The following is a 17,619-nucleotide window of genomic DNA, read 5'->3' as shown; positions in this document are numbered from 1 at the left end:
CCGGACCGGGCGGCGCTGCTCGCCTCGTGCGACCGCTCACCCGTCCAGGTACGGGTGAGCGGCAGCGCATGGGGCCTGCAATTCCACCTGGAGGCCGACAGCGCCGCCGTCGACGCCTTCATGACGGCATTCCCTGAGGAGGCAGCAAGCGCGCCCGGCAGGGCATCTACGAGGGCATCGAGGAGACCCTGGGACGCGAACTCGCCCGCGTCACGCTGGAGGACGTACTCCGGGACGTCCTCGCGGCACCTCGCTAGCTTCCCGCAGCGCAGCCCGGCGGCTGGGCTTATGTCGCATAAAATGGCGACTCGACTCGAGTCGAATTCGTCGCACCGCAGAGCTTCGAAGTACGTATTCACGCGATGTCCGGCCTGTCGTGTGCTCGGACACTGGGCCGTGCCTCCGTCGAAAGGAGCCCCCTGTGGAACCGAGTAGGCGACAACCAGGCACGGCGACGTCAGCAGGCCGGCCGGATCCGAGCCGCTGGCGTGCATTGTGGGTCACCCTGGTGGCGGGCTTCATGATCCTGCTCGATGTGACGATCGTCGCGGTCGCGCTGCCCTCGATGCAAAGGGCTCTCGGCGCCTCCCCGGCCTCAGTGCAATGGGTGGTATCCGGGTATGCGCTGACGTTCGCCCTTGCGCTGGTGCTGGCCGGACGCCTTGGCGACGCGATCGGCCGCCGTCGGATCTTCCTCGGAGCACTCGCGGCCTTTGTCTTGTGCAGCATCGCCGCGGGGGCGGCACCGACGATCACCCTGCTCGTCATCGCCCGCATGGCGCAAGGAATCGCCGCCGGCTGCCTTGCTCCTCAGAATTCCGCGCTGATCCAGCAGATGTTCGCCGGAGCCGAGCGTGCTCGTGCCTTCGGCTTGTTCGGCGCCATCGTCGGCATCTCCAGTGCGGTCGGTCCGATCACCGGAGGCCTCATCCTCGCCTTGACCACCGGTCCCCAGGGCTGGCGCTGGATCTTCTTCGTCAATGTTCCCATTGGTGCCGTGGCACTCGTGCTCGGCTATCGACTGCTGCCTCGCGTCGCCCCGGGCAAGAAGGGACACCTCGATCTGTCGGGCGTTGCCCTGCTTGGCTGCGGTGTCCTGGCGGTCATGCTGCCGTTGGTCCTGGCCGACTCCGACGGCGTGCGCCGTCTGTGGTGGCTCTTCCCCGTAGGGGCACTGCTGCTGGCCGGCTTCGGGTGGTGGGAGCGCCGAGTCGCAGCCCACGGCGGCGAACCGCTGCTGCAACCAAGGTTGCTCACTGAAACCCGCGGCTACGCCACCGGTGCCGGCCTGGCAACGCTCTACTTCATGGGATTCAGCGGTGTGTGGATCGTGTTCGCACTGTTCTTCCAAAACGGCCTGGGCTATTCACCGCTGCAGTCCGGACTGGCTGTGACACCGTTCGCGGTGGGCTCCGCGGGAGCGGCCTTCGTAGCCGGACGGCTTGTGGAGCGGATGGGCAGGCTGCTGACCGTGCTCGGCCTGGTCGGCGTCGTTGTCGGCCTCGCCGCAGCGGCCCTGCTGCTTTGGTTCGCCCCGTCATCAGTCGCCGTCTGGGCCGCCGCCCCCGCCCTCCTCCTGGGCGGTATCGGCAGTGGCTTCGTCATCTCCCCGAATGTGACGATGACGCTGCGGGAGGTTCCAGTACGGATGGCGGGCGCCGCAGGCGGCGCGCTGCAGACCGGACAGCGCCTGGGCGGGGCGGTGGGGACGGCCGCACTGCCCGGCACGTACTACCTGGTACTGGCCTCAAGCGGGGACGACTACCGGCAGGCCGTGGCAGCGTCCGTCGGCGTCGGCATCGCCGCCATCTGCACGGCGTTGGGCATCGCACTGATCGAGTGGCGTACCGACCGCGGCGCAACACCGGCCCCGCGCCCACCCGAAGTCGACCACAGTCACTGCCACGCCACCCAAAGCTGAGACTGGTCGGACCAGATGTTCTGTCCCCTGAGGTTCGTGACGGGGTTCACGGCTGTGGGATCTTGAAATGGGTGAGGCTCCCCAACCCCAGCTCTCAAGCGCATTGTCGCCGCGACCCTCATCGGGACCACCATCGAGTGGTACGACAACTCATCCGTTTGGAGAGTTGGCCTGCGCTTTCTACGCCATCGTGGTAAGTGGGCCAGCACTGAACCAGCACCGGTTCCACGTCGGCACCGGCACCGGCAGTGCTCCGCGCGAGCCATGGGAACGGGGTCGCTGCACGACAGAACCTCGGTCACAATGCGTAATGGTTTGCGCATCATGGGCGGTTCGGCGGTTTGATCCACCCCAGCGATCGCTCGACGGCCCGCTGCCAGTTGTCGTATTCCGATTCGCGCTGCGCGGGGTCCATGTCCGGCAGCCATTGGGCCGCCCGGTGCCAGTTGCGGCGCAGGACTTCCAGATCCGGCCAGTAGCCGGCGGCCAGCCCTGCGGCGTAGGCGGCGCCCAGCGAGACGGTCTCGGCGACCAGGGGGCGTACCACGGGCACGTCGAGGACATCGGCCAGGAACTGCATGAGCAGGTTGTCGGATGTCATGCCGCCGTCGACCTTGAGCTCCTTCAGGGCGAGCGAGGAGTCAGCATTCATGGCGTCGACGACCTCCCGCGTCTGCCAGCCGGTGGCTTCCAGCACGGCTCGGGCCAGGTGCCCCTTGGTGATGTACGAGGTGAGGCCGACGATGACCCCGCGGGCGTCGCTGCGCCAGTGAGGCGCGAACAGACCGGAGAACGCAGGAACGATGTAGCAGCCGCCGTTGTCCTCGACGGTGCGCGCGAGGGTCTCGATCTCCGGGGCGCTGCTGATCAGTCCCAGACGGTCACGGAACCACTGGACCAGCGAGCCCGTGACGGCGATCGGGCCTTCCAGCGCGTAGGCCGCCGGTTGGTCGGCGATCTTGTACGCGACGGTGGTCAGGAGCCCGTTCCTGGACCGTACGACGTCAGTGCCAGTGTTCTGCAGCAGGAAGCTGCCGGTCCCGTACGTGCACTTCGCCTCGCCCGGGGCGAAGCAGGTCTGTCCGAAGAGCGCTGCCTGCTGGTCGCCGAGGGCGGCCGTGATGGGGACGCCCGGGAGGACCGAGCGGGCCTCGCCGTAGCGCTGCGACGAGGGCCGGATCTCGGGCAGCATGACGCGGGGAACCCCGAAGAACTCCAGCAGCGCCTCGTCCCAGTCGAGCGTGCGGATGTTCATCAGCATGGTGCGACTGGCGTTGGTGACGTCGGTGATGTGCAGGCCGCCGGCCGTGCCGCCGGTGAGATTCCAGATCAGCCAGGTCTCTATCGTGCCGAACAGCACCTCACCGTCCCGGGCACGCCGTTCCAGCCCTTCGACATGGTCGAACAACCAGCGGATCCGTGGCGCGGAGAAATACGTCGAGGGGGGCAGGCAGCAGCGTTCGAGGAAGAAGTCGTCGCCGGGGTGGTTTCTGAGGTCGTCGACGAGCGCAGCGGTGCGGGTGTCCTGCCAGACGATCGCCTTGCCGAGCGGCATACCCGTTCGCCGGTCCCAGAGCACTGCCGTCTCGCGCTGGTTGGCGATCCCCATGGCGGTGATCTCGTCGCGGCCGACGCCGACGCCGGCGAGGGCCTCGGGCACGACCCGCCCCAGGTTGCGCCAGATCTCGACGGCATCGTGCTCGACCCAGCCCGGTCTGGGGAAATGCTGCTGGTGCTCGCGCTGGGCGACCGCGGCCAACCGCCCACGGTGGTCGAACAGAATGCATCGTGTGGAGGTGGTGCCCTGGTCGATGGACATCACATACCGTTCAACCATGATCCGGGCCGCCTTCCGATGCGTCGAGGATGCGGTGGCGCGACCTACCAGCGGGCCGCCCCCAGGTTTCTGGAGATCGCCCGTGCGGCCTCACGGAGCAGGGTGATCAGGGCCGGCTGAGGCCGTCCCTTGGAATCACAGATCCGCTCGACCGGGCCGGACACGCCGATGGCGCCCACCACGAGGCCTCCGTGGCCCCGGATGGGCGCCGCGATGCCGGCGTCACCCATACTCATTTCCTGGACCTCGGCGGCCCACCCCTGCTCCCGGATCTCGGCGAGCGCCGGGTTGAGATCCTCCCGGACTACCAGGGTGTGCCGGGTGTACGCCTCCAGCCCGACCTCGAGCGCCGACTCCACCGTCGCGGTCCCGAAGGCCAGCAAGACCTTGCCGAGCGAGGAGGCATGCAGCGGCAGCAGAGAGCCCACGTCCAGGGTCTGGAGTGTGTCGTCGGGCCGGAAGACATGGTGGATGATGAGCACCCTGCCCTCCAGGGGCGTGCCCAGACGGACCGCCTCCCCGCTGCGGCCGGCCAGGGCGTCGGCCCAGTTGATGGAGCGCGACCGCAGCTCGTTGACGTCGAGGTAACTGGTGCCGAGGTGGAGCAGCGCCGCCCCGAGCTGATACTTTCCCGTCGCCGCGTCCTGCTCCACGAAATCCACGTGCTGCAGGGTGCGCAGAATGCCGTGGGCGGTGCCCTTCGCGAGCCCGAGCGACGCGGCCACCTCACCCAGTCCGAGCCGACGAGGGCCGCCGGCGAGCAGGCGCAGGATTGCCGCCGCCCGTTCGATGGACTGGACTGGGCCGGCCATAAGGCGATTCTAGGTCCGTCCTTACCGGTCTTGGTGCGTCTAATACGATGATTTTTCCGGATCCAGGTCTCCCGTTCGGTAATGCCGACCGCTGTTTATTGACCGGCCTCATATCGCTCCCTAACGTGCATTGAGGTCGGCATCCCGCCGGCAGCGCTCGCCGAGGAGGGCAGATGGCAGCTCAGCTCAACACCGTGGCCCACGAGGCAGTCGATCATGTCTCTCCCGTGCCGCATTCCCCGCGGGCCGTCTCGGTCGTACGCGGACGTGTCCGCGCGGTGCTCGCCGAGTGGGGCCTTCCCCCGGACGTCACCATGGATGCGGTCTTGGTGGCCTCGGAGCTGCTGACCAATGCGCTCGTCCACGCCCTGCCACCGGCGACGCTGCGGTTGTCGTGGGTCCGCGTCGACGAACGCAGAGCCCTGCGCGTCGAAGTCACCGACACGGGCCGCGCCCTCCCAGCCAGGCAGTCGGCTGACCCGGACGAGCACGGCCGGGGAATCGCCATAATCACCGCCCTGTCGGCCCGCTGCGGCATACACGTCCACACCGGTGGAATCACCCACTGGGCTGATCTCTTCGCAGCGTAGGAAGACAGCCCCGACAGCCCGGGCAGCCCGGACTCCCGGAAACCGGCCGCTGGGAACGACCCCGGCCACGACCGTGTCTTCGCTGTCTGTGTGGCAGTCGACGGTGTTCTCCGGGCAGGTGCCGAGGACAAGACTCTTGCGGTCGACGCCAATGGCCGCCCTACCTGAGCAGCGAAGCGAACAGTCAATGTTCGTTCGTCAGTGATGTGGCGCTCCGGGGCGTCGGGTCGCCCAGCATGCCTCCCCACCGGGTCCGACATCGCTCTCATGGTGGTCGCGCGCACTCCCGCAGCAAGAACTGTGGTGTCCCACCACATGTGCCCCTGACCTGCATCTTCCTACGGTGTGGCGACACGAACCGTCCTCGTCCCCCGCCCGGAAGTGGTACCCATGGCCGCCTCTGCCACCGCTCCACCAGCTCCCAGTTCACTCAAGCGCATTGTCGCCGCGAGCCTCATCGGGACCACCATCGAGTGGTACGACTTCTTCCTCTACGGCTCAGCCGCCGCGCTGGTCTTCAACAAGCTGTTCTTCCCCGGCTCCGACCCGCTCGTCGGAACTCTGCTCTCCTTCCTCACCTACGCCGTCGGCTTCGCCGCCCGCCCTATCGGGGCACTGGTCTTCGGGCACTACGGCGACCGGCTCGGCCGCAAGAAGCTGCTGGTGCTGAGTCTGCTGCTGATGGGTGGGGCGACCTTCGCCATCGGGCTGCTGCCGACGCACGCCACCATCGGAAGCGCCGCGCCCGTGCTGCTCACCATGCTGCGGCTGGTGCAGGGGTTCGCGCTCGGCGGTGAGTGGGGCGGGGCCGTGTTGCTCGTGTCGGAGCACGGGGACGCCAAGCGGCGAGGGTTCTGGGCCTCTTGGCCGCAGACCGGGGCGCCCGCCGGACAGCTGCTCGCCACCGGCGTGCTCTCCGCTCTCACCGCGTTGCTATCGGACGCTGCCTTCATCTCATGGGGCTGGCGCATACCCTTCCTCCTCTCGGGTGTGCTCGTGATCGTCGGCTTGTGGATACGTCTCTCTGTCGACGAATCTCCGGTCTTCAAGGCCGCCCTGGCACAGGCCGAGGAGCGCAAGGCGGCCTCCGGGCAGGTCGAGAAGATGCCGCTCGTCGCCGTGCTGCGGCACCACTGGCGCGATGTGCTGGTGGCGATGGGCGCGCGGATGGCGGAGAACATCAGTTACTACGTCATCACCGCTTTCATCCTCGTCTACGCGACGACCGCGGTGGAGCTCAGTAAGCAGACCGCGCTCAATGCCGTGCTCATTGCCTCGGCCGTGCACTTCGCGGTCATCCCGGCATGGGGCGCGCTGTCGGACCGGATCGGGCGCAGGCCTGTGTATCTCATCGGCGCGATCGGTGTCGGTGCCTGGATGTTCCCGTTCTTCGCGCTGATCGACAGGGGCAACTTCGGCAGTCTGCTGCTCGCCGTCACTGTGGGCCTCGTGCTGCACGGGGCGATGTACGCACCCCAGGCGGCGTTCTTCTCCGAGATGTTCGCCACGCGTGTGCGCTACTCCGGGGCCTCCATCGGTGCACAGTTCTCATCGGTCGCGGCCGGCGCCCCGGCGCCGCTGATCGCCACCGCGCTTCTCGCCGATTACAACTCGTCGACGCCGATCGCTCTGTACGTCATCGCGGCCGCGCTGGTCACCGTCGTGGCCATCGGCTGTGCGCGCGAGACGCGACAGCGGGACCTGACCGCGATCGAGGCCGAGCCGGTGGACGGCGCGGCCGCGGCTCAGCCGGCCGATGCGCGAACCGCCTGACAGACAGAGAGGCAGAGAGGCAACAGACAGGCTCAGGGCTTACGGCGCTGCGCGGGTCCCAACGGGGTCCGCGCAGCGGCGCGTTCAGTGCGCGACCGCCGCAGACATCGCATGCAGTCGCAGTGCCAGCTGGATCTCCAGCGCCCTCGCCGGTGACTGCCAGTCGGGGCCGAGCAGCCGGCTTATTCGTTCCAGGCGCTGGGCCACTGTGTTCACATGGACGTGCAGGTCGTCCTTCGTACGGGCCGGGCTCATGCCGCTCGCGAAGTACGCGTCGAGCGTACGCACCAGGTCGGTGCCGCGCCGTCGGTCGTACTCGACGACCTCGCCCATCGTGCGCTGTACGAAGCCGTCGATGTCGCCGGGGTCGGCGAGCAGCAGGCCGAGGAACCCCAAGTCCTGTGCGGCTGCGCCCTGTCCGGAGCGGCCGAGCAGGTGCAGAGCGTCGAGGCAGCGACGCGCCTGTGCGTACGCGCCGGCTATCGGGCGCGGATCGCCGGCCGGCGCGGCAACCGGCGCGGACGCGCCAACGGTGACCAACTCCCTGAGTGTGTCGCCCAGTTGTCTGGCGGTCTGACGGGCGAGGTCGGACGCGGTGTCCTCGGGGCCGAGCGGCAGCAGCAATACGGTGCCGCCGTCGCGAGCAGCCGCCAGGCCCGAGCGGGTCGCCGCCAGGTGCGAGGCGGCGGACCACAGACGCTGACGGTCCGCGGTCTCCCGCTCGACGGCAGCGGAGTCCCGGCCCGCAGTGTCCCGGCCGGTCGTGTCCCAGCGTGCCGCCTCCCGGTCCGCGGCGTCCGTGCCGGGGCCGTCGATGCGGGCGGCGAGCACCACATGCGGGGCGTCCAGGTCGGCCCGAAGCCGCGCGGCCCGCTCACGCAGCAGCCGGGGGTCGCGGTCGGCGGCATCCAGGAGGTCGTCGAGCAGCTCGCCCCGTACTCGCTGTTCGGCGTCGTGGGCGGAGCGCCGGGCGAGCAGCAGCAGCGAGGTGACCATGGCGGCGCGCTCCAACGTGCGCCGGTCGACGGGATCGAGGTCCCGTCGGCCCCGGAGCACCAGGGCGCCCAGCATCTCGCCGCCCGCCGAGACCGCTGCCACCCAGTCGTCTCCGTGCCGTATCGCACGGCCGTCGGCGCCGGTCGCATCGAGGTCGTCGTCGGTGAACTCCACCGCGCCGTCCAGGACTTCGGACAGGGCGGCGGCCACATCGTGAACGCCTCCGCCGCGCAGCACCACCTCGGTCAGCCGGTCGTGGACCTCCGAGGCACGCTCGATGACGCCGCTGTGGTCCCGGATGATTTCATTGGCCCGCTCCAGCTCGGCGAGCGCAGAACGGGTCTCCGCCAGCAGGTTCGCGGTGTCGATGGCGACAGCCGCGTGCGCGGCGAACGAGCCCAGCAGCGCGACCTGTTCGCGTTCGAAGACTCTCTCGCGGCGGTCGGCGGCGAAGAGCACGCCGATCACCTGACTGCCAAGCATCAGCGGCACCCCGAGGATCGCGACCAGGCCCTCGTCGCTGACGGCCGTGTCTATTGTTCGCGTGTGCTCGAAGCGGGCGTCGTCGAAATAGCTGTCGGTGACATACGGCCGGGCAGTCTGGGCGACGAGCCCGCCGAGCCCCTCCCCCATGCCGAGCCGCAACTGCTGGAAGCGCGCCGACACCGAGCCTTCCGTGACCCGCATATAGGTGTCGCCCGCCGACGGGTCGTTGAGACTCAGATACGCGACCTCGGTGCCGAGCAGCGATCGTGCGCGCTGCACGATCGCCCGCAGCACGGCGTCGAGGTCGCGCAGACCCGCCAGGTCGTGCGCGGTCTCGAAGAGCGCGGAAAGCTCGGCCTCGCGCCGTCGCCGCCCCTCCAGCTCGGCGCGCACCCGCAGCGCGAGCTGCTTGGCGTGCTCGATGGCGGCGAGCTCGTCCGGTGCCGTGCCGCTGGCACGGGCGAGCAGCACGGGACGGTCGTACGCCTCGGCGGCGGCACCGCGTGCGAGGAGCTCCAGGTAGGAGGCTTGATCGTGGGACATGGACACAGGATTACCTGCCGTACGGGTGGTCGCACCAGCCCTGTGGACGACGAAGCCGTTGTGGATAACCGCGTCACCCCTCGCCGGCGGCCGCGGGATGTCCGGGGAGGCCCCGGATGCCTAGTGGGCGGTCCAGCCGCCGTCGATCGCGAGTGAGGTGCCGGTGATGAAGGATGCCTGCGGACTGCACAGGTACAGCACGGCTTCGGCGACCTCTTCCGGCTCGACCAGCCGCTTGATCGCGGAGTCCTTGAGCAGTACGTCGGCGAGGACGCGCTCCTCGGCCACGGAATGGGCCGCGGCCTGATCGACGATCTGTCGCTCGACCAGTGGTGTGCGGACATAGCCGGGATTGACGCATACGGACGTCACCCCATGTGGAGCGCCCTCCAGGGCCGCCGTCTTCGAAAGCCCCTCCAGACCGTGTTTGGCGGCCACATAGGCGGACTTGAAGGCAGAGGCTCGCAGCCCATGCACCGAGGAGATATTGACGATTCGGCCCCACTCCTGGGCGTACATGTGCGGCAGCGCGCCCCTGATCAGCCGGAACGGTGCTTCCAGCATCACGGTGAGCACGGTGTGGAAGACGTCCGGCGGGAACTCCTCGATGGGCCGGACCAATTGCAGCCCCGCATTGTTGACCAGGATGTCCGCCCCGGCAGCCGCCGCCTCCGCCGCATCAAGGTCGGTGAGGTCCAGGACCTGCGGCTCCACGGCGCCGGCCAGCCCCGGGGAGTCCGCGGCAAGAGCTTCAAGCCCTTCGGCGTCCCGGTCGACGGCCCTGACCACCGCACCGGCTGCCGCCAGCCGCAGCGCGCAGGCTCGGCCGATGCCGCCCGCCGCGCCGGTGACGAGTGCCGTACGGCCGCCGAGGTCGAGGTCGACCGTACGAGGATGATGAGGACGGGAGTGAGGTGCGGGACCTGGTGTGGTGGGCGCGGTCATGCTTCGCACCCTAGGCAGTGATCAACCCCCCACCGATGTGGTCACCACCCACACTTCACTGCTCGATGGTGGGTTGAAACCATGCCGGTCCCTCGGTCTGCGCCTGCTTGATCCGGAAGAGCGCGAATTCCTTCAGCTCCGGCAGCGCGTCCGCGGAGAACCACCCCACCTCGAGCGACTCGTCATCATTGACGCGAGCCTGTCCGCCCACCGCCCGGCAACGGATGCAGATGTCCATGAACTGGCACTGGTCGCCATTGGGGTAGGTGACCGGCTTCCGCAGCGCCTGGACAAGCACGACCCGCTCCGCGACACACTGCACCGCGGTCTCCTCGTACACCTCCCGGACAGCCGTTACGGCCGGCTCCTCCCCGGGCTCCGGAATTCCGCCGATGATCGACCACGTGCCGGTGTCGGCACGTCTGCCAAGCAGCACCCGCCCCTCGTCGTCGAAAACGACCGCGCTGACGCCAGGCAGGAGGAGAAGCTGATGCCCGGCGGTGGCCCGGATCTCGCGGATGAAGTCAGGGGTTGCCATGCCGTCGACCCTAACCGGCGCAGACCGGGCCCGGCTCCGACCGCTCCACCCGCTACGCCGACCGGGTGCACCCGCTACTACGACCCCTCCGACCGCTCCACCCGCAGTTCCCGCCGAGCGCGCATGCCCCGAACGACCACCCAGCCCAGACCGCCCGCCCCGACCAGCACCAGGAAGCGCTCCGGCCAGGTCCCGAGCCGCGTCGCCGGAGTCAGCGACGAGCGCAGCGGCACCTCGGCGACCAGCGCGTCCGGGGTGAACATCTTCGTCTTCTGAACGATCTTCCCGTCCGGCATGATCACCGCGCTGACACCGCTGGTGACGGGGACGACGACCGAGCGCCCGTGTTCGACGGCCCGCACCCTCGACATCGCCAGCTGCTGATACGTCATCTCGCTACGTCCGAACGTGGCGTTGTTGCTGGGTACGGAGATCAGCTGGGCACCATGCGTGACGGTGTCCCTCGCCGCGTCGTCGAACGCCGCCTCGAAGCAGGTGACCATGCCGACCTTGGTGCCTCCCAGATCGAAAACGCCCACCTTGTGGCCGGGGCCGAAGTCCCGGCGGACCCGGTCTACATCCGAGTTGATGAGCCGCACCAAGGAACGCATCGGGATGTACTCGCCGAACGGCTGCACATGGCGCTTGTCGTAGGTGTCGACCGGGCCGCGCGTGGGGTCCCATTCGATCAGGGTGTTACGGAGCTTGCCGGTGTCGGGTGTCACCACGGCTCCGACGACGGTCGGCACGCCGATCGCCCTCACCGCGTCGTCGATGACCACCCAGGCGTCTCGGTTGCGGTACGGGTCGAGGTCCGAGGAGTTCTCCGGCCACAGCACGAAGTCCGGCTCGGCCACCTTGCCCGCCTTCACATCGGCGGCGAGCTGCTCGGTACGGTCTGCGTGGTTGTCCAGGACCGCACGGCGCTGGGAGTTGAAGTCGAGCCCCAGGCGCGGCACATTGCCCTGGATTGCGGCGACCGTCGCGGTGCCGTCCTCGGCGGAGTCGTCGACGAGCGGCAGGGCGGCAAGTGCCGCGGTGACGGGGACGAGCACGCTGAGGAGCGCGGCGGCCGCGGCGCTGCGCGGCAGCTCGCCGGTGCGCCGGTGGGCGAGGACCCGGCGGGCGGTCTCGTACAGCCCGAATCCGCACAGTACGACGGCGAATCCGAGCAGCGGCGTGCCGCCGAGCGCCGCGAGCGGCAGGAAGACGCCGTCCGCCTGACCAAAGGCGATCTTGCCCCAGGGGAAGCCGCCGAACGGCACCCGGCCGCGGGCCGCCTCGCCCACGATCCACACGGCGGCCGCCCACAGCGGCCATACCGGCAGCCGGGAGACCGCGGCGATGCCCAGGCAGGCGAGCGCCACGAAGATCGCTTCCACTGCGGCCAGTGCCACCCACGGCACCGGGCCGACCTCCTCGCCCGTCCAGATGAGGAGCGGCAGCAGAAAGCCGAGGCCGGTGAGGTAGCCGAGACCGAGGGCGGGCAGCGGCCGTCGTCCGTACAGCGTCCAGCCGAGCAGGGCGAAGGCGGGCAGCGCCAGCCACCACAGGGGCCGCGGCGGGAAGCTCAGGAAGAGCAGCACCCCGGACAGCGCGGCGGCACCCGGCCGTACGAACCGGCGCAGCAACGGTCGGCCTCCGGCGGTGGCGGGCTGAGGGGTGTCGACGATGGTGATGGTGGCGCTCACCTGGCGGAGTCTACGGCGGCCGGCGGTGCTCCCGGCAGTCCGGTCCGCGCTGTCGGCAGTGCGGACCGAGGCGGGAGCCGGACTGAGGGACCTCAGCTGCCGCAACGTTCCTGCGCGATCCATCCACAAACCCCCGTCTCTGCCGTTACCGTGTGCGCCAGTCCCTGCCACCCGACCCGGTTCGGCTGCTGCGGCAGGGCCCGTCACAGGTCGGGGGGTCGACGGGATGGCTGCACCGGACAGCCGGTCCGCGGCGCGGGAGCGCGGTGGCGCGACCGATGTCGTAGGCGTCGTCGTCCTGAGCGGGTGCGCCGTCTGGTCGCTGATCAGTGCGGCGGGGCGAGAGGCCCGGCCCGAGGGTGCGCTGCTCGCGGTGTTCGCAGTAGCCGCCGGGTATGCCTGCGGCCGTATCTGCGGCACGCTCCTGCCCGTTGCCGCTGCGTCGGCCGCGGCGCTCGCGGCCCTCGGCCTGGCAATCGCCTCGCGGCAGGGAGTCCCCGGCGCGAACGTCGGCGCGGCCACCCAGGCCGGGCATACGGGCGCGGCCGCCGCCTTGCTGGTCCTCGCCGCGGGCGCTGCCTGCTGCGCCGCCGCTGCCGCCCGTCCGCCCGTGCTGCGCCTTGGGCTGCGGATGCTGGCGCTCGCCGTCGCCTGCGCCGCGCCGGCACTGGGATCCGTGGTCGGGTTCGCTGCCGCGCTCGGCGTGCTGCTCTGCTCGCTCGCGGCCGTCCGGATGCGCCGGCGGACGGTGGCGCTCGGAGGGCTGGCCCTCGTCGCGGGCCTGGTCGTCGCCACGTCCTGGGGCGTGGCCGAAGACGCCCTGCCGGACGGGCTGACCGTCTCGCTGGAGGGCCAGCTGACCCAGAACCGGGTGGCGTTGTGGCAGGACGCCATCGCTCTCGTCCAGGAGGATCCGATACGGGGTGTGGGCCCCGACCGCTTCGGCAAGCTGAGCAGCACGGCGCAGCAGTCGATCGGTTCCGACGGCAAGCCGCACTCCGCCTGGCTGCAGCAGGCGGCCGAGCAGGGTGTGGTGGGGGTGGCGCTGCTGGGGGCGGCGTTCGGCTGGATGCTGTACGGCCTGTTGCGCTCACCCCGCTCCACGCCGGTGGTTGTGAGCGCGGGCGCCGCGCTCACGGCGCTGGCGCTGCTGGCGAGCGTCGGCAATGCGTTGAGCTTCGCCCCGGTGACGGCGGGCGCGGGGCTGCTCGCGGGCCTGGCGACGGCACGCGCAGCGGCCGAGGACGAGGTGGGGGCGGGTACGCAGGCGGCGCGCCGGACGGCGGCGGACAGTCGCGCGACTTAGCGGTACAGCGCGGCACTACGCCTCCGCGTGCCTGGCCGTTCCCGCCAGGTGGAGGCGTTCGCGGATCGCCCGCACCGCCGCTTCCGCGTCGTCCACGGTCACCGTGAAGATCCTGCCGTCGCCCAGCGTGACGACGAGGCCCTCCCCGCGACGTACGACCACGGCCGTGCCCTTCTCCGGGCGCCAGCGGTAACCCCAGCCGCCCCACTGACATGGAGTGACCTTCGATACGAACTCCGCGTGAACCACATGGGAGAGCGGGATCCGCCGACGCGGCAGGCCGATGTGGCCGCAGCGCACCTCGACGGCGTCGCTGTCGACCTTGACCGCCACATGGACGAACGCGAGAGTCCCGTAGAGGATCATCAGGCCGGCCGCGACGCAGCCGATGACGGACATCAGCAGGGGGACGATGTCCGAGGTCCATGCGTAGTCGACGGCCAGCTCGATGCCGAGCGCCATACAGGCGGCACCCACTGCTGCGAGCAGCCACTGAATGCGGTTGGTCGCGCGGCCGGTCCAGATCGCGGGCGGGGGGTCTGGGGGGTGCCCCAAGTCGCGGATGTGGTCCCTCATGGCAAGCAGAGTACTCAGATTCCCGCGGCAGGGCATGGTCTCGGCCATGTGGATCAGGGCTGACGAGCAGTCCTTTTGCGGGCTTCCGGATGCGCTCTGAGCTGGCACTGTCACGATCAGTGCGCGGGGCTCACTGCCTGCAGCAGGATGCCTTCCAGATAGCTGAGCGCCTGCTCGGGCAGGGGGGACTCGCGGCCGTTGAGCAGCACAGTGAGCCGGCCGCTCGGCGCGGCGTCGGGAGCCGGCTTCTCGCCTATACGGCGCAGTGCCTGCGCCGCGACCGCCCCGGCCGACTCGTGCAGAACCACCGCGTCTCCGACAGCGGCACGGATCCGGTCGACGACCAGCTCGTAATGGGTGCAGCCCAGGACAACGGCCCTTACATCACTGGGGGTGAGAGCGGCCGCGGCAGCCACGGCCGCGTCGATGGCGCTCTCGTCAGCCAGCTGCACGGCGTCCGCGAGCCCGGGGCAGGGCACCTCGGTGACGGCGACCGAGTCGGCGAAGTCCCGGATGAGATCACGCTGGTACGGGCTGCCCGTGGTGGCGGGAGTGGCCCAGATCGCGACGGGGCCGCCGCCGGCCGAGGCCGGCTTGATCGCGGGGACCGTGCCGATGACCGGGATCCCGGGCTCCAGCTCGGCGCGCAGAGCGCGCAGGGCGTGCACCGACGCGGTGTTGCAGGCGACGATCAGGGCGTCGGGGCTGTGCAGGGCCGCCGCCCTGGCCACGGCGAGTGCTCGCGCGGCGATATCGTCGGGCGTACGCGGGCCCCAAGGCATGCTGTCGGGGTCGCAGGAGAGGACGAGATCCGCGTCGGGCCGCAGCCGGCGTATCGTGGCGGCGGCCGGGAGCAGGCCGATTCCGGAGTCCATGAGCGCGATCTTCACCCGGTCACCATAGTCGACTGCCCTTGCGGTACTGGCGCGGTGGGGCAGACTGCGGCGAATGAGCGCCGTTGCCTGGATCGCCGTCGGATCGCTGGCCGCATGGGGGTGGCTGCTGCTCGGGCAGGGCTTCTTCTGGCGTACGGACCAGCGGCTGCCCCGGCGCGAGGCACCGGACCAGTGGCCGGATGTCGCCGTTGGAGAGGCTCCCGATCACTGGCCGGATGTCGCCGTTGTCGTCCCCGCGCGGGACGAGGCCGAGGTGCTGCCCGTCAGCCTGCCCTCGCTGCTGGCGCAGGTCTATCCCGGCCGCGCGGAGATCGTGCTGGTCGACGACGGCAGTACCGACGGCACGGGGGAACTGGCCCGTTCCCTCTCCGAGCGTCATGGGGGCCTCCCGCTGCGCGTGGTCTCCCCCGGCGAGCCGGAGCCCGGCTGGACCGGGAAGCTCTGGGCGCTCCGGCACGGCATCGCGTCGGCCCGGGCGGACGGTTCCGAGTATCTGCTCCTCACCGATGCCGATATCGCGCATGAGCCGGACAGTCTGCGCGAGTTGGTGGCCGCCGCCCGCACGAACGGGCTGGATCTCGTCTCCCAGATGGCGCGGCTGCGCGTCGCGAGCGGGTGGGAGCGGCTGATCGTGCCTGCCTTCGTCTACTTCTTCTCGCAGCTCTACCCCTTCCGGTGGGTGAACCGCACGGGGGCGCGGACGGCGGCCGCGGCGGGCGGCTGCGTCCTGCTGCGCGCGGAAGCGGCCGAGCGGGCGGGCGTTCCGGAGTCGATCCGGCAGGCGGTGATCGACGATGTGTCGCTGGCGCGGGCCGTGCAGCGCACGGGCGGCCGGATCTGGCTGGGACTGGCCGACCGGGTGGACAGCGTGCGGCCGTACCCGCGGCTGGCGAACCTGTGGCGGATGGTGTCGCGCAGCGCGTACGCCCAACTGCTGCACAGTCCTCTGCTCCTGACCGGGACCGTGGCGGGGCTCGCGCTGGTGTATCTCGCGCCGCCCGTCACGCTGTGCGCCGGCGTGTGGGGGCACGATGCGGCGGCCGGCTGGGCCGGGGGGCTCGCGTGGGCCGTGATGACGGGGACGTATCTGCCGATGCTGCGCTACTACCGGCAGCCGCTGCTGCTCGCGCCCCTGTTGCCCTTCACCGCGCTGCTCTATCTGCTGATGACCGTCGATTCGGCGGTGCAGCACTACCGCGGGCGCGGCGCGGCCTGGAAGGGGCGTACGTACGCCCGTCCCGAGGCCGCGCCGGACCGGTGACCTGCCCGACGGGCGTCACTTCCTGCCGGGCGTCCAGTTCATGCCCCAGCCGTACGCGTGGTCGATCGTCCGCTGGGGGCTCACACCACGCTCCGGTACCAGGAAGCGGGCTTCGCGCTGGACGACGAGATCCGAGCCGGTGTTGGTGATCAATGCGAGCGCGCAGACGGTCGACGGCACGGTGCACTCGCCGAGCGAGAAGTCGATGGCGGCGCCGTTCTGTGGCTGGAGGGTGACCGTCGCGTCCAGGTCGGCGAAGCTTCGCGCGCCCTGGTAGATGGTCACGAAGATGACGACGCGGCGGAGCCGGTCCTTGTGGTCCAGGTTGATGGTGAGGTTCTCGCCGGACGTCCCGCCGGTGCGGTCGTCACCGTCGAGATGGATGTACGGGGGCTGCTGGAGCGAGCCGAAGGCGTTGCCGAGGGCCTGGATGACGCCCTTGCGGCCGTCGGTCAGTTCGTAGAGCGCGCACAGGTCGAGGTCGAGGTCGGCGTGCATGGCGACGGCCCGGCCGAGTTTCGCGCCCCAGCTCTGGAACTGTTTGCGCACCTGCCAGCTGAGGTTGACGCGCATCGCGCCGGAGGTGCCGCCCTGCTTGGTCAGGGAGACGGACGGGGTCTCCTTCGTCAGCGTCACCTTGCTCAGACGTACGGGAGCGGAAGGAGGCGACGGCGGCGGAGACGCGGGCTTCACGGGGGTGACCGGCGCCGCGGACGTGGCGGGAGCGGCAGGGGCCGGGCGCGTGGCAGGAGCCGCCGGACCGGCAGCCGCGGCAGCCTGCGCAGGCTCGTCGACCGAGATGCCGAAGTCCGTCGCCAGGCCCTCGAGTCCGGTGCTGTAGCCCTGGCCCACCGCACGGAACTTCCACGCGCCTTGCCGCCGGTACAGCTCGCCGAGCACAAAGGCCGTCTCGACCGTCGCGTCCTGGCTGTCGTATCTCGCGATCTCGGCGCCGGACTTCGCGTCAAGGACCTTGATGTAGAGGCCGGGCACCTGCCCGAAGCTGCCACTGTCGGCCGAAGCGGCCAGCACGATCTTCTCGATCGCGGGCTCCACGCGCGCGAGGTCGACCGACAGCAGATCCGTCACGCTGTCCGGCGCGTTCTGCTTCCCCTCGTGGCGTACGGCTCCCGAGGCGTGCGCCGGCTGGTTGTAGAAGACGAAGTCCGCGTCGGAGCGGACCTTTCCCGATGCGAGGAGGAGCGCCGAAGCGTCCACATCCGGCGCACCCGGGCCTGAACGCCATCCCAATTCGACGCGGACGTGCTGCGTCGGCACCGGAGTATTGGCCCCTTTTAGCATGGACATGCTCGCCCCCATCGCGAGTGGGTCTGACAAGAATTCATCTACCGCCAACCTAATCCCCAGGGCGCCTGCGGCGCCCGGACCGATCCGTGGGTAACCCGCTCTCAGCTTGCCCTTTACACGATCTATGCGCTTCCCGGCGA

The 17,619-nt window shown here is 70.1% G+C and carries 14 protein-coding genes and 1 pseudogene; 6 read left to right on the top strand and 9 right to left on the bottom strand.

From position 1 onward, the window contains the following. Positions 1 to 161: 161 nt before the first annotated feature. Both J7E87_RS34800 and J7E87_RS04740 read left to right on the top strand, forming a co-directional pair. Positions 162 to 257: pseudogene (locus J7E87_RS34800) on the top strand (transcriptional regulator); the annotation flags it as partial. A gap of 164 nt (positions 258 to 421) precedes the next feature. Further along, a complete protein-coding gene (locus J7E87_RS04740) occupies positions 422 to 1,921 on the top strand; it encodes an MFS transporter (RefSeq protein ID WP_308312854.1) in 1,500 nt (499 codons plus the stop codon). 322 nt (positions 1,922 to 2,243) lie between these two features. Here J7E87_RS04740 and glpK read toward each other — a convergent pair whose 3' ends face one another. Beyond that, entirely contained in the window at positions 2,244 to 3,758 is a 1,515-nt protein-coding gene (gene glpK / locus J7E87_RS04735; RefSeq protein WP_215090196.1) for a glycerol kinase GlpK, read from the bottom strand. 44 nt (positions 3,759 to 3,802) lie between these two features. Beyond that, entirely contained in the window at positions 3,803 to 4,570 is a 768-nt protein-coding gene (locus tag J7E87_RS04730; protein WP_215090195.1) for an IclR family transcriptional regulator, read from the bottom strand. Between the two features lie 173 nt (positions 4,571 to 4,743). Between J7E87_RS04730 and J7E87_RS04725 the strand changes: the two genes are divergently transcribed. Beyond that, positions 4,744 to 5,160, top strand: a complete 417-nt coding sequence (locus tag J7E87_RS04725; RefSeq protein ID WP_215090194.1) for an ATP-binding protein — start codon at positions 4,744 to 4,746, stop codon at positions 5,158 to 5,160. Positions 5,161 to 5,550: 390 nt separating this feature from the next. Continuing rightward, on the top strand, positions 5,551 to 6,933 hold the full coding sequence (locus tag J7E87_RS04720) for an MFS transporter (RefSeq protein ID WP_215090193.1): 1,383 nt from the start codon (positions 5,551 to 5,553) through the stop codon (positions 6,931 to 6,933). An 84-nt stretch (positions 6,934 to 7,017) separates the two neighbouring features. On the opposite strand, the gene J7E87_RS04715 is transcribed toward J7E87_RS04720, so the two are convergent. The 4 genes from J7E87_RS04715 to lnt all read right to left on the bottom strand — a co-directional run bounded on the left by J7E87_RS04715 (position 7,018) and on the right by lnt (position 12,132). After that, the gene (locus J7E87_RS04715) at positions 7,018 to 8,958 is read right to left on the bottom strand and encodes a GAF domain-containing protein (protein ID WP_215090192.1); all 1,941 of its coding nucleotides are present in this window, start codon (positions 8,956 to 8,958) and stop codon (positions 7,018 to 7,020) included. A gap of 120 nt (positions 8,959 to 9,078) precedes the next feature. Beyond that, complete coding sequence (locus tag J7E87_RS04710) at positions 9,079 to 9,903, bottom strand: 3-hydroxybutyrate dehydrogenase (protein WP_215090190.1); 825 nt, start codon at positions 9,901 to 9,903, stop codon at positions 9,079 to 9,081. 55 nt (positions 9,904 to 9,958) lie between these two features. After that, positions 9,959 to 10,441, bottom strand: coding sequence for an NUDIX domain-containing protein (locus J7E87_RS04705; RefSeq protein WP_215090188.1), 483 nt, complete (start codon positions 10,439 to 10,441; stop codon positions 9,959 to 9,961). Positions 10,442 to 10,518: 77 nt separating this feature from the next. Next, positions 10,519 to 12,132 carry an apolipoprotein N-acyltransferase gene (lnt, locus tag J7E87_RS04700; RefSeq protein ID WP_215090185.1) on the bottom strand — a complete coding sequence of 538 codons (1,614 nt, stop codon included), beginning with the start codon at positions 12,130 to 12,132 and terminating at the stop codon, positions 10,519 to 10,521. 226 nt (positions 12,133 to 12,358) lie between these two features. On the opposite strand from lnt, the gene J7E87_RS04695 reads away from it, so the two are divergent. Further along, entirely contained in the window at positions 12,359 to 13,438 is a 1,080-nt protein-coding gene (locus J7E87_RS04695; protein ID WP_215090183.1) for an O-antigen ligase, read from the top strand. Between the two features lie 15 nt (positions 13,439 to 13,453). Here the strand turns inward: J7E87_RS04695 and J7E87_RS04690 are convergent, their stop codons facing one another. Together J7E87_RS04690 and J7E87_RS04685 are read right to left on the bottom strand one after the other, a co-directional pair. Beyond that, a complete protein-coding gene (locus J7E87_RS04690; RefSeq protein WP_215090181.1) occupies positions 13,454 to 14,014 on the bottom strand; it encodes a hypothetical protein in 561 nt (186 codons plus the stop codon). A 116-nt stretch (positions 14,015 to 14,130) separates the two neighbouring features. Further along, the gene (locus tag J7E87_RS04685) at positions 14,131 to 14,904 is read right to left on the bottom strand and encodes a glutamate racemase (protein WP_215090179.1); all 774 of its coding nucleotides are present in this window, start codon (positions 14,902 to 14,904) and stop codon (positions 14,131 to 14,133) included. Between the two features lie 58 nt (positions 14,905 to 14,962). On the opposite strand from J7E87_RS04685, the gene J7E87_RS04680 reads away from it, so the two are divergent. After that, a complete protein-coding gene (locus J7E87_RS04680) occupies positions 14,963 to 16,171 on the top strand; it encodes a glycosyltransferase (RefSeq protein WP_215090178.1) in 1,209 nt (402 codons plus the stop codon). 15 nt (positions 16,172 to 16,186) lie between these two features. Here the strand turns inward: J7E87_RS04680 and J7E87_RS04675 are convergent, their stop codons facing one another. Continuing rightward, positions 16,187 to 17,491: a TerD family protein gene (locus tag J7E87_RS04675; RefSeq protein WP_215090176.1), complete on the bottom strand. Its 1,305-nt coding sequence runs from the start codon at positions 17,489 to 17,491 to the stop codon at positions 16,187 to 16,189. Between the last annotated feature and the right edge of the window lie 128 nt (positions 17,492 to 17,619).

Origin of the sequence: Streptomyces sp. ISL-1 (assembly GCF_018614585.1) — a bacterium.
GTDB lineage: Bacteria > Actinomycetota > Actinomycetes > Streptomycetales > Streptomycetaceae > Streptomyces > Streptomyces maoxianensis.
The sequence above is the reverse complement of the archived record's forward strand: the minus strand, read 5'-3'. Positions and strand labels throughout refer to the sequence as shown.

Coding starts and splice junctions, on each gene's coding strand:
- J7E87_RS04710 (WP_215090190.1), bottom strand. CDS start 9,903: ATGACCGCGCCCACCACACCAGGTCCCGCACCTCACTCCCGTCCTCAT.
- J7E87_RS04695 (WP_215090183.1), top strand. CDS start 12,359: ATGGCTGCACCGGACAGCCGGTCCGCGGCGCGGGAGCGCGGTGGCGCG.
- J7E87_RS04680 (WP_215090178.1), top strand. CDS start 14,963: ATGAGCGCCGTTGCCTGGATCGCCGTCGGATCGCTGGCCGCATGGGGG.
- J7E87_RS04675 (WP_215090176.1), bottom strand. CDS start 17,491: ATGGGGGCGAGCATGTCCATGCTAAAAGGGGCCAATACTCCGGTGCCG.
- J7E87_RS04730 (WP_215090195.1), bottom strand. CDS start 4,570: ATGGCCGGCCCAGTCCAGTCCATCGAACGGGCGGCGGCAATCCTGCGC.
- J7E87_RS04705 (WP_215090188.1), bottom strand. CDS start 10,441: ATGGCAACCCCTGACTTCATCCGCGAGATCCGGGCCACCGCCGGGCAT.
- J7E87_RS04690 (WP_215090181.1), bottom strand. CDS start 14,014: ATGAGGGACCACATCCGCGACTTGGGGCACCCCCCAGACCCCCCGCCC.
- J7E87_RS04720 (WP_215090193.1), top strand. CDS start 5,551: ATGGCCGCCTCTGCCACCGCTCCACCAGCTCCCAGTTCACTCAAGCGC.
- glpK (WP_215090196.1), bottom strand. CDS start 3,758: ATGGTTGAACGGTATGTGATGTCCATCGACCAGGGCACCACCTCCACA.
- J7E87_RS04715 (WP_215090192.1), bottom strand. CDS start 8,958: ATGTCCCACGATCAAGCCTCCTACCTGGAGCTCCTCGCACGCGGTGCC.
- J7E87_RS04725 (WP_215090194.1), top strand. CDS start 4,744: ATGGCAGCTCAGCTCAACACCGTGGCCCACGAGGCAGTCGATCATGTC.